3 protein-coding genes are annotated in these 12,862 nt (G+C 62.7%); 1 reads left to right on the top strand and 2 read right to left on the bottom strand.

Annotated elements, in window-relative coordinates; translation table 11 throughout:
* Nucleotides 1-28 precede the first annotated feature (28 nt).
* Together LK12_RS00165 and LK12_RS23600 are read right to left on the bottom strand one after the other, a co-directional pair.
* Nucleotides 29-1,648, bottom strand: a complete 1,620-nt coding sequence (locus LK12_RS00165; protein ID WP_039277976.1) for a glycosyltransferase 87 family protein — start codon at nt 1,646-1,648, stop codon at nt 29-31.
* Nucleotides 1,649-1,718: 70 nt separating this feature from the next.
* Nucleotides 1,719-2,549: a 4'-phosphopantetheinyl transferase family protein gene (locus tag LK12_RS23600; protein WP_197063418.1), complete on the bottom strand. Its 831-nt coding sequence runs from the start codon at nt 2,547-2,549 to the stop codon at nt 1,719-1,721.
* A gap of 464 nt (nt 2,550-3,013) precedes the next feature.
* On the opposite strand from LK12_RS23600, the gene LK12_RS00155 reads away from it, so the two are divergent.
* On the top strand, nt 3,014-12,862 hold the full coding sequence (locus LK12_RS00155; RefSeq protein WP_156135330.1) for a non-ribosomal peptide synthetase/type I polyketide synthase: 9,849 nt from the start codon (nt 3,014-3,016) through the stop codon (nt 12,860-12,862).

Here is a 12,862-nt window from a genome sequence, read left to right as displayed (position 1 = left end):
TGACCAGCAACCTGTACGGTTTAAGACCTCATCTCTCGATGCATTTCCATAGTTCGTAGTATTTTAGTTTCTTGGACAATACGTAATTTGCGTGGAAACGCTCGACTTCGTGATGTCGGAATATGGGCTTCCCATCGATTTGGCTGGCGAATTTGTCGCCCGAGCGTGAAAATATCCAATAGGGCACCCGGCAGTCACTCAGGAGTGGAAGCATGGTTTCACTCGGTACGCCCGCCAACCGCTGATCGGCGTAATTGACGTAATCGAATTTTATGGTGTGCCCCAGGAATGCGCGATGGACGCGAGCGTAAATATCCTCTTCCGCTTGAATGCCACTGCTCGGCCCCACTTCTGCTTCTGGGTACGCTTGGAACAGGGTGAGCAATTCCGCCTTCTTCGCGCGGTCTTCGGCGAGCCGGGTAAACGGTTTAGCCATCTGATACCAACTGTACGCCCATATTGGCGCTGCGCACGCCAGCACGGAAACGAGCACGATATTACGGATACTCGCCGCATTGAGGCTGGAATTCAGTTCCGGACGTGGCTTCATCCGTGCTGCGGCAAAGACGGACAGGGGGGCAAACGGGAGCATGTACGGAGGCCCTCCGCCTGGTTTGCCGGAAATCACAGCCGTAACGGCGGCGCAACCCGTCAAGGCTAGGAGCAAGACCGTATTTTCAATGTCGCGATCGCTCCTTAACCAGAGCAGGAAAGGCAGCAGGAGAATTCCGGCACCGAAGAACAGGGATTCGACCATCGAGCCGATGATGAAACCCTGGTTTGGCATCATGAAGATGTTTTCGACATAAGCCCGGGCATTGAAAGATGGCAGGGTGAACGGCAGGGCAACCGCCACGGCGAACAACAGGGCCGCGCCGGCAATGGCCGGCCAAAGCTTTCGCAAAGCCGTTGCGTTCCTTGTCAAGCAGGCAACGCCCAGAGGTACAAAGTAAATTGCGCCGAACAGCTTCAGGTTTGTCGCTATGCCAGCAAGCAAGCCAATGGCGAGAAGTGATTTCCGGAATGAAGCTCTTTCATGGATGAATATGCCACATGCGACCGTGAGGATAAGCGCTGAATCGGGCCGATTCCAAAACCAATAGTGCAATTCGGATGCAAGAAATCCAATCATCAATGCCAACAAGATTGCTGGCTCGCCAAATTTTTCTTCTTTGGAGTCGATGATTTTGCGTAACGTCAAATAGACAAGCACGCAGCTGCCGGCCGCGAAAATTATTCCCACAAGTTTTGAGGCTGCGATTGAGTGTAGCCAGAGAACAATTGGGATTTGTGCTAAAAAAACGTAGGGTCCATAGTTGCTTCCAACAATTTCCTCGCCACTTCCCCAGTCGGCATAAACTGGAGCGCCCTGCGGTATATTGCCTGCAAGAAGAGGCATTACCGGCTCACCGTAATCGACGAAGCTGGGTACCAAGAGATAGAATAGCCAATGCCCGGCAGCGAGAATGATTATGAATTGTGAAAGTCTGTGTGCAGCTGTCCGCGAGTTGAATTGGCTAGCAGCGTGAAGGCGTTCAATCGAATAATGGCGGTTCATGAGGAGAGCCGCTGCGACAAAAGCTGAAGCTACGACAAATGTAATGAGATGGTTGTGGCCCCAGTATGAGACAAAGTAGCTTTGTATCATGCGAATATGCCCCTGATTTGCCGAAAAACATGCCCGCGATCGGCATACGCATCTCTGTTTTTTGTCGGGCTCACTTTTCTTCGGTTCGGTTCGCGGAAGCCGCGCTGAATCCCATGTGCCAGCGGCCGGGGTCTCCCCAGCCGGGCGTGACTTTGGTCAATCTGGCCGTGCCGCAGGGCGTGAACGCAAAGCTGTCCAGCCCCTGGTCCAGGCCTTGCCCGGTCGCCTTGATGAAGGCCTCGCCGAGTGTCCAGTAGCGAAAAAACAGGTTCATTTTCTGGGCTTCGCTCGCAGTGTTATCGAAGGCGGCGAGGGCCTCCGGGGCCATGAGGTCGGTGACCAATTGGCGCATGTCCGGCAAGGCCCGGACCGGTTCGACGTCTACGCCGACGGGGCTGCCGGACAATGCGACGGCGACCATCCCGCGCGTGTGGCTGATGTTGAAATGCACGGCGCGGCATGTGGCAGCTGGGTGCATCGCGCGGCACAAGACGGGTTTGCCCTTGGATGTGGATGAAAGGCGCACATCACGGGGGGGGCAATCGAGCAATTCGCTCATGAGAATCCGCAGCGCGGCATGGGCCGTGGAATGGCTCCAGCGATCGTGTGCGAAGTGGAAGCGGCGGGTACGACTTGCTTCCTGATCGGAAAGCCATGGCAAATTGCTTGGCCAGTCGGTCAATCCGGACGGAAGCGCAGGCATGCCCAGCCAGAGCCAGACTTCGTCCGCCCTCGGTGGCCGCGCTTCCGGCAAGGCGAGCTCGCGAAGGATACGTAGTCTCACCTCGGTTCCGGCTGCGAAGTCGGCTGCCCAGGCAACAGCATGACCCGGATGGTCTTCGGGTCCGGAGACGGTGGCGACTGCAGGCAGGCGCAAGGTGCTTCCGCGAGTTCTGGCCACGGCTCTCATGTTGCGTATCGCGCCTCCGGCGCATGGGGCTCCATCTCTATCTGGTGCAGACAGCACCAAATCCCCAGGCCGTACAACCGCGCATCGGTCGTAGCATGCCTACCCAACAGAGTTAGGCGAAGAAGGGGTAGCGCTTTCGGCTCACCTCGGAATGGTAGTTTTTTCTTGTCCCCATTGAATTTAAAAAATCATGGGGAGGCGATCCATTTTCCATGATTGGTCGCGTTCCTTCGGGTCTCTGCCGCCGAACGTGTCGACGGTAGAGGCGAACGGCAAAAGCCGTCGCGGAGGAGGTAGAAAAATTCATTTGCCTGTTCGTTGCGGGCAGGGATTGCGAGGCGAAGCGAGTGAAAAAGCCTGCGGTATCAAGCGAAGGCAAAGGTCCCCTGGCCGGACCAGGGTATAGCGGTGCCGGGCGCCCGAGGTTTACGAGCGTTGCTGAAGCTTTTTCCTGGGTGGCGAACAGGTATCCCGACGCGACAGCCGTGCGACAGCATGGCCAACCCAATGTAACCTACGCCGAACTGGATCGCCGGTCGCGGGGGCTTGCACTCAGGCTTGCGGAGCAGGGCATAGGTCCCGGGCACCGCGTAGCGCTCGGCTCTTCGCGCTCGCTGGCATCGCTTGTCGCCATTCTGGGCATCGTTCGCGCCGGTGCCGCCTACGTTCCCCTCGATCCCGTTTATCCCGATGCACGCTTGTCCTTCATGCTGTCGGACGCAGGTCCGAGCATTGTCCTGGCCGATGCGATGATGCAGGCACGCCTGAACACTGGCGCACTGGCGGGCAAGCAGGGCGAGAAATTGCCGATCTGGGCGCTCGAGGATCTGCTCTCGGCCCCCCTTCCCGCCGAATTGCCGGAAGATCTAGCAGCGCCGTCGGCTGGCGATGATCCGCTCTATGTCATGTACACGTCCGGCACGACCGGACAGCCGAAAGGCGTCGTCGTGCCGCATCGCGGTGTGTGCAGGTTGGTGATCGGTCAGGATTACTGTTCTTTGCAGCCTGACGACGTGATTCTCCACCTGGCGCCGCTGGCGTTCGACGCCAGCACGTTCGAGATCTGGGGCGCGCTGCTCAATGGCGGCGGGCTGGCGATCGTGGGCGACGACCGCCCCTCCACCGATGATGTCGCAGCGGCCCTCCGGGATATGGGCGTGACCACGGCGTGGCTCACTGCCGGCCTGTTTCACCTGATGGTCGATACGCAGCTCGAGGCGCTGTCCGGATTGCGCCAGTTGCTGGCGGGCGGAGATGTGCTTTCTCCGGATCATGTCCGCCGCTTCCTCGCCGCTGCGCCGCAATGCCGGCTGATCAACGGCTACGGGCCGACCGAAAACACCACCTTCACGTGCTGTTCGACGCTGTCGGACGGTCCCTGGCCCAGCGCTTCGGCGCCTATCGGCAGGGCCATCTCCGGTACGGAAGTCTTCATCGTCGATGAAGACCTGCAGCCGGTCGACGGCATGGAAGAGGGGCAACTCGTTGCCGCTGGCGAAGGGCTTGCGATCGGCTATCTCGGCCGCGACGACCTGACTCGCGAGAAATTCGTCGAGGCTCCCGAACCGATCAGCCAGCGGGTCTACCTGACGGGCGATCTGGCGCGCTACCTGCCCGATGGACAGATCGAATTTCTCGGCCGGATCGACCGACAGGTCAAAATCGATGGCAAGCGTATCGAGCCGGGAGAGATCGAGCAGGTCCTGCGTGGCTGTGAAGGTGTCAACGATGCGGCGGTGGTCGTCGAGACGACCCGGTCCGGCATCAAGCGCCTGCTCGGATTTCTCGCCGTGGGCCCGCTCGGGCCCGAGGACACCGCCAGAGTGTGCAGCGCGGCGCAGAGTCTCGTGCACGATACTTTGCCCGAGTTCCTATGGCCCAGCCGGATCCTGGCAACGGCTTCGCTTCCGATAACGCCAAATGGCAAAGTCGACCACGCGGAATTGCTGGCACTGGGCGACGCCAAAAAGGCTAGGAAAACGGCGCCGGCTGCCGAACTGGAAGAGCAGATCTCAGCTATCTGGAGCAAAGTGCTCGGCCTCGATGGCATCGGTCTCGACGAGGCCTTCTTCGATCTCGGCGGCGGGTCGCTGCAGCTGATGCAGGTTCATGCCGAACTTCAAAAGCTGCTCGGTCGCAAGATTGCGATCACCGGCATGTTTGCCCGTCCCACGATCCGCCGACTTGCGGCCTGGCTCGAGGGGGGGGACCTAGGTCCCGATGCCGATCAGGGCGCGTGCCGCCGGCAGAACGCCGGTGGCGATTCCGGGGCCATCGCGATCGTCGGATTGACCGGGCGTTTCCCTGGGGCCCGATCGATCGAGGAATTCTGGGAAAACCAGAAGGCGGGCAAGGTTTCGATCTCGCACTTTTCCGACGAGGAACTCAAGGACTGGTTCGATGCCGAGACCCGCGCCGATCCGAACTTCGTGCGCGCCCGCGGCGTGCTGGACGATCCCGGCATGTTCGATGCGGACCTGTTCGGCATGTATCCGCGAGAGGCGGAACTGACCGACCCGCAGCACCGCATGTTCCTGGAAGTTTCCCTGGAGGCGCTTGAGAAGGCAGGGATAGATCCCAAGCGCTTCCCCGGTGCCGTCGGTGTCTTCGCCGGTGCGAGCATGCCGACCTACCTGCTCAGCAGCGTCCTCGACGGGCGCGAGGCGGCGATGACCTTCGCCAGCAATTATCAGCTAGACGGCATGCAGACGCTGGTCGGTTCGCTCCCCGATGCCCTTGCAACCCGGGTTGCCTACAAGCTCGACCTGCACGGTCCCGCAATTACCGTGCTGAGCGCCTGTTCCACTTCGGCGGTGGCGGTCGTGCAGGCGTGTCAGAGCCTGATGCAGCATAGCTGCGATGCCGCGTTGGCTGGCGGCGTTTCGATCACGTTCCCCCAGCAGCGCGGATACCTCTATCAGGACGGCGGCATGGGCTCGCGCGATGGCACGTGCCGGCCGCTGGATGTCGATGCTTCGGGCACGGTGTTCGGTTCCGGCGCGGCGGTCGTGGTGCTCAAGCGGCTGGAGGATGCGCTGGCCGATGGGAATACCATTTACGCGGTGATCCGGGGTTTCGGCATCAACAACGATGGCGGCAGCAAGATCGGGTTCACGGCGCCGAGTGCAGACGGGCAGGCCAGTGCAATTTCCGCAGCTCTGGCCAATGCGCATGTCGATCCTGCCTCGATCGGCTATGTCGAACTCCACGGCACGGCAACGCCGCTGGGCGACCCGATTGAATTCGAAGGGCTGAAGCAGGCCTTCGGCCCTGATTGCGCTCCGGGCGGCTGTGCCCTGGGTTCGGCCAAGGCGAACATCGGACATCTCGACGTTGCAGCCGGCGTGACGGGGCTCATCAAGGCGGCCCTCTGCCTGCACGAGCGCGAGATTCCGCCACTGGCCAATTACAAGGCGCCCAATCCGCTCATCGACTTTGCGGAGACGCCGTTCCGGGTCGAGCAGGAACTGGCTGCCTGGCCGCGCACGGACCAACCACGTCGCGCAGGGGTCAGCTCGTTCGGCGTGGGCGGCACTAATGTCCACCTCGTGCTGGAAGAAGCGCCCGAGGCGGTTCGCAACGATCCCCCGCCGGGACTGCAGGTCCTGCCGCTTTCGGCGAAGACTGCGGCGGCCCTTGATGCGCAGGCATTGGCGCTTGCCGATCATCTCGAAAGCCATCCCGATCTGCCGATGGCCGATGTCGCCTTTACCCTTGCCGAAGGCCGCAGCGCGCGCGGCGAGCGCGCGGCAGTGGTGGCGGAAACGACGCAAGAGGCCGTCGCCAAGCTGCGCACTTTGCCCAAACGCGGGATCAAGGGAAAAGCCCACGACGCCCCGCCGGTCGTGTTCATGTTCCCAGGGCAGGGATCGCAATACCCCGGCATGGGAGCGAACCTCTACCGGACCGAACCGGTATATCGCGAGTGGATCGATCGGGGGGCGGATCTGCTAGGCACCCGGCTGGGCCCGGATCTGCGCGCGCTGCTGTTCGACCTTCCCGCCGGGGATGACGATCAGCCGCACCCGATCCGCTCCACCGTCAATGCCCAGCCTGCGCTGTTCATCACCCAGCATGCGCTGGCACAACTATGGATGGCGCGCGGTGTTCGTCCCAGCGCGATGATCGGCCATAGCGTGGGCGAGTTCGTGGCGGCCTGCCTTGCCGGGGTAATGTCCTTCGCCGATGCCCTTTCGCTGGTCGCGCGCCGGGCCGAGCTCATGCAGTCCGCTGCGCCCGGTGCCATGCTGGCCGTGCGCACGTCCGAGCAGGAACTGGCGCCGTTCCTCGGCCCGGATCTCGACATCGCGGCGATCAACGCGCCCGGGCTTTGCGTCGCGGCTGGACCGTTTGCAGCAATGGATGGCCTGGAGGAGCGGCTCGGCAAGGCCGGGATCGATTGCCGACGGCTGCACACATCGCATGCGTTCCATTCGGCGATGATGGATCCGGTGGTTGAAGAGCTCGAGAAACTGGCACAGACGATCACCTACGCAGACCCCACGATCCCCTATGTTTCCTGCGTTACCGGAGACTGGGTCGAGGGCGGCTCTGCCGTCGGCGGCGCCTACTGGGCCCGCCATTGCCGCGCGCCGGTACGGTTCGGCGAAGCGCTCGCGACACTGGTGCGGGATAGCGCACCGATGCTGATCGAGGTCGGGCCGGGACGCGCGCTGACCACTTTCGCCGCACAGGGGCTCGAGAAGGGCAGCTATCTTGCCGCCACGACTTCGATGCCCGAGTTCGTCGAAGCCGATCGTGATCTTCAGGTGTTCCACGAGGCCGGCGCACGCGCGTGGACCTTGGGCGCAGAACCCGATTGGCGCCCGCTTTATGGGCCGGATGCGCGGATCGTGCCGCTGCCCGCATATCAGTTCCAGCGCAAGCTTCACTGGATCGAGCCGCAACCTCGCGTGGAGGCTGCCGCACCTGCCAATTTCCCAACCGCGACGGCAAGTGCGCCGCCGGTTCCTTTCCAAGAGAGCAACGCAATCGACATGACAGCCCAACCTACTGCTTCGTCGCAAGCAGAATCACGAATTCCCCGGCTTTGCGGGGAACTCGCAGCGATCCTGGAAGAGCTCTCGGGGGAGACCATAGACGCGTCGGACTGGGACGCGCTCTTCCTCGAACTCGGCTTCGATTCGCTGTTTCTGGGCCAGGTCGCGACCAAGGTTCAGCGTCAGTTCGGCGTCAAGGTCACGTTCCGCCAGCTTATGGCTGATTTCCCATCGATCGATGCATTGGCGAGGTACCTGGACGAGGAGATGCCTGCGGAAGCGGTTGCGGCGCCTGCTCCTCAGCCCGCCCCGGCTCCGGTCGAGACCGCGCCGATGCCTGGGGCCGCGATGACCGCTGGCGCAACTCCGGTGCAATCTCCCGCAAGCATGCCTGCCATGCCGTCCGGAGGGCTGGCCGAAACCTTCCAGATGCAGCTTGCCGCCATGCAGTCGGTGATTGACCGGCAGTTGGAGGTCATGCGCGGCCAGTCGCCGGTTGCGATGCCCCCCGCCGCGCCCGCGGGTGGACAGGCGCCGGCACAGGCCGCAGCGCCCGCACAAGCCGCAGCGCCCACAGCGCCGCCAGCGGTCGTTGCTCCGCTTGCCGGCGCGTCGGCCACGCCAGCAAATGGAGCGAAAGAGTCGCAGCCGGAAGCGCAGGGACGATTCCGTGCCTTCAATCCCAAGACGGCCCAGACCGATCCGGGGCTGAGCGAGAAGCAGCAGAAGTTCATCGCCGATCTTACCCGGCGCTATTGCGACAAGATGCCTTCGTCCAAGGCGCAGACCCAGGCGCATCGGTCCTATTTCGCCGACCCGCGCTCGGTTTCGGGCTTCCGCCCTGAATGGAAGGAGATGGTGTTCCCCGTCGTCAGTGCGCGCTCGAAGGGTTCCAAGATCTGGGACGTCGATGGCAACGAGTTCGTCGACATCGTCAACGGCTACGGCCAGACCGCGTTCGGACATGCGCCGGACTTCGTGCAGGAAGCGGTGGCACGCCAGCTGCAGGACGGTTTTGCGATCGGGCCGCAATGCCCGCTGGCCGGAGAGGTTGCGCAGCAGGTCTCGCGCATGGTCGGGCTTGAGCGGGTGACATTCTGCAACACCGGGTCGGAAGCGGTCATGGCAGCCATGCGTCTCGCGCGCTGCGTCACCGGGCGTGAGAAGATCGTCGTCTTCAACAACGACTATCATGGCCAGTTCGACGAAGTGCTGGTGAAGTCGGGCGGCAAGGCGAGCTTCTCGCGAGCCTTTCCACTGGCGCCGGGCATCCCCTCGGACTCCGTCTCCAACATGGTCGTCCTGCCCTATGGCACGCCCGAGGCGCTCGACTGGATCCGTGCCAATACCGACGATATCGCCGCGGTAATCGTGGAGCCGGTGCAGAGCCGTCACCCCGAACTGCTCCCGTTCGAATTCCTGCGCGAACTTCGCAAGATCACGCTTGCCGCCGAAGTCGCACTGGTGTTCGACGAAGTGGTCACGGGTTTTCGCACGCATCCCGGCGGGATGCAGGCCGTGCTGGGCATCCGGGCGGACATGGCGACTTACGGCAAGGTCGTCGGCGGCGGGATGCCGGTCGGTATCCTTGCAGGATCGTCGCAATTCATGGACGCGCTGGACGGCGGCATGTGGCAGTTCGGCGACCAGAGTTTCCCCGAAGTCGCCCCGACTTTCTTTGCCGGTACCTTCGTGCGGCACCCGCTGGTAATTGCCGCATGCAAGGCAGTGCTCGATCACATCGAGGCCGAAGGTCCCCAACTCCAGGAAAACCTTGCCGCGAGGACGTCCGGACTGGTTTCGCGGATCAACGGGCTGTTCGCCGAAAAGGGCGTGCCTTCAGAGGTGAACACCTATTCGAGCTGGTTCATGCTCGACATGGCCAATGCCCACAAGCTCGGCCCCTTGTTCTACTACCACATGCGCTTGCAGGGCGTGCACGTGATCGAGGGCTATCCCTGCTTCCTGACAACCGCTCACAGCGATGCCGACCTCGACAGGATCTTCGACGCCACGGCGGAAACGATCGAGGCGTTGCAGAGCGCCGACATACTTCTGCCCGAGGATGGCGTCGTCCGGCAGTCGCCGAAGCCGCCGGCAACCGGACCGCGCGAAGTGCCGCTCACCGAGCCGCAGCTTGAAATCCTGCTGTCTGCGCAAATGAGCCCGGAGGCCTCCTGCGCCTACAACGAATCGATCACTCTCGAATTCGACGGAGCGATCGATCCCGCCACGCTAAGCGAGGCGGTCCAGGACTTCATCGCCCGCCACGACGCGATGCGCGGCACGGTGAAGCGGGGCGAGCCCGTCCTGGTTCTCCAACCCAGCCTGCGCATCGATCTGCCGGTTCTTTCCGGAGACGAGGCGACGCTGGCGCAGGTGAAGCGCGAGGAAGCCGAAACGCCGTTCGATCTGGTGAATGGTCCTCTGCTGCGGGGGCGGATCGTGCAGATGGATTCCGGGCGGTCGGCGCTGGTATTTACCGCGCATCACATCGTCTTCGACGGCTGGACGGCGAACATCTTTGCCGAGGAAGTCGCGGCCTTCTACCGCGCTCGCAAGTCGGGCACGGAGCCACAGCTGGATCCGGTTGAATCCTTCGCGGACTATGCTCTGGCCAGGGCAGGCGCCCGCGAGAGGGAATCCGAGGACATGGAATGGTGGCGCGAACAGTACACCACGCTGCCGACTCCGCTCGCCTTGCCCGGCGACCGGCCGCGCCCGAAGGTCAAGACTTTCAAGGGCGCGACGATTACCGAAACCATCGATGCGGAACTGATGCAGGCCGTCCGCAAGGCCGGGGCAAAGCTGGGCTGCACGCTCTTTGCCACTCTTTTCGGCGCCCTGCAGACCGTGATCGGCCGCTTGGCCGACCAGGAGGATATTGTCCTCGGCTGCCCCATGGCGGGCCAGATGCAGGTGGAAGACAAGGTTCTGGCAGGCCACTGCGTCAATTTCCTGCCCATACGGGTGCCCATGCGCATGACAAGCTCGCTCGGCGAACACCTGCAGATGGTGAAGCAGACATTGCTCAGCGCTTTCGACAGGCAGGATATCACCTACGGCTCGCTCATCCGGTCCCTGAACATACCGCGCGATCCCAATCGTACGCCTCTCACCGACGTTCAGTTCAATCTCGAACGGCTGGGAGAAGACATCGATTTCGGCGAAGCCAGTGCCTCGCTCGCGCCCAACGCCAAGGCGGCCGTCAATTTCGACCTGTTCTTCAACATGGTCGAATCCGGCAAGGGCCTGCGGCTCGATGTTGATTACTCGACTGAGCTGTTCGACGAATCGACGGTCTCGAGGTGGATCGAGAATCTTCGTCAGGTCCTGCGCGAGATCTTAGCGGACGCCGGGACGCCGATCGTTGAAGTGGAACTGCTCGGCGATGCCGAACGTCGCTGGCTGGAAGAGCGCAATCCGGTGCTTCCGCGTCTCTCGGCCGATACCACTCTGCCTGCGTGCTTCGCGGCTGCCGCCGCCGAGCATGGCAAGCGTCCGGCGATCTTGTGGGATGGCGGACAGCGCACCTATGCAGAGCTGGAGGAGCGCTCGAACCGGCTCGCTCATGTGCTTGCCGGTCACGGTATCGGCGAAGGGGACCTCGTCGGCCTTTTGGCGACGCGATCGCCGGCAACGCTTGAAGTGATCCTCGGCATCTTGAAGGCCGGCGCGGCTTATGTGCCTCTCGACCCGGCCTATCCGCAGGCGAGACTCGACTACATGATCAGGGATGCGTCCTTGCGGCTCGTCCTTGTCGGTCCCGATGGAGAGGCGGTCGCTGACGCGCTATCGTCGGACACCGGCATGCTGAATTTCGACGCGCTCTTCTCTGCCGCGAGCGATGCGCCGGCCACGCCAGTGGCGCGCGCTGTCACGGCGGATGATCCGGCTTACGTGATGTACACGTCGGGTTCCACGGGAGAACCCAAGGGCGTGGCGGTGCCGCATCGCGCCGTCGTGCGATTGGTGACCGACCAGGATTTCATCGCCTTCGGCTCCGATCAGGTATTCCTTCATCTCGCACCGCTGGCCTTTGATGCCAGCACCCTAGAGATCTGGGGGGCGTTGCTGCACGGCGGCGCTCTGGCGGTTGTTTCTGAAATCAAGCCTTCGCTGGGCGATATCGCACGGGCCATCAAGACGCACGGGGTCACGACGGCCTGGTTCACGGCAGCGCTCTTCCATGCGCTGGTGGATGAAGGCATCGAGGCGCTCGCTCCGCTCAGGCAGATCCTGGCCGGCGGTGACGTGCTGTCGCCCGCCCATGTGCGCAAGGTGCAGCAAGCGCTGCCCGATACGCAGATCGTCAATGGCTACGGTCCGACCGAGAACACGACCTTCTCTGCCTGCTACCGCTTTCCGGCGGAAGGGTGGGGCGAGGGCTCGGCGCCGATCGGAATGCCGATTGCCCGGACCAGCGCCTATGTGGCCGACGCGCGCATGCAGCTCCGGCCGCAAGGGGCGGTAGGGGAACTGCTGGTGGGGGGCGAGGGCCTTGCACTGGGTTATCTCGGAAAGCCCGAGCTGACCGCGGAGCGCTTCGTGGACAATCCCTTCGTTCCCGGAGAGCGCGTCTATCGGACCGGCGACCTTGTCCGCTGGCGCAGCGATGGCGCTCTGGAATTCGTCGGTCGTGTAGACACGCAGGTGAAGATTAACGGTCAGCGGATCGAACTGGGCGAGATCGAGAGCGTGCTGCGACACGAGCCACGGATACGCGACGCCGCAGTTGTCGTGTCGGAGCGTGAAGGGACACGGCAGCTGCATGCCTTCCTCGTGCGTGAACCGGGCATGGAGACCGAAGCGCATCTGATCGAGGCCGCCAATGCCCTGGTTCAACGCGAACTGCCTCGCCACATGCATCCACGCACGACCCAGGTGCTTGCCGCCTTGCCCCGCACCGACAACGGCAAGATCGATCGCGCGGAACTACTGCAGCAGTTGGACGAGCGGCCGCATCGGCTCGATCCGCCGGGCGACGCGCCGGTGGCCGCGGCTCTCAGTGACACGGAGTCGCGAATTGCCGCGATCTGGTGCGATGTGCTGGGGCTGGCGGATGTCGGCCGGGATGATGCCATCTTCGATCTTGGCGCGGATTCCTTGCAGATTTTTCGCATCGGCGCGCGGATGTCCGAACAAGGGATGGATTTCGAGAACCGTCGCCTGCTAACTAACCCCACACTGAGTGAGGTGGCCGCCATGGTCGGCGGTGACGAATCCGCACCTGCGGTTGCAGCAACCGACGTACTGCCGCTTTCGGCCTATCGCCGAGGGGCAATGCGGAGGGCAGAGGTATGA

Source organism: Novosphingobium malaysiense, assembly GCF_000802225.1.
Lineage (GTDB): Bacteria > Pseudomonadota > Alphaproteobacteria > Sphingomonadales > Sphingomonadaceae > Novosphingobium > Novosphingobium malaysiense.
Note: the sequence above shows the minus strand (reverse complement) of the source record. Positions and strands in the feature narration are given on the sequence as shown.

Coding starts and splice junctions, on each gene's coding strand:
- LK12_RS00165 (WP_039277976.1), bottom strand. CDS start 1,648: ATGATACAAAGCTACTTTGTCTCATACTGGGGCCACAACCATCTCATT.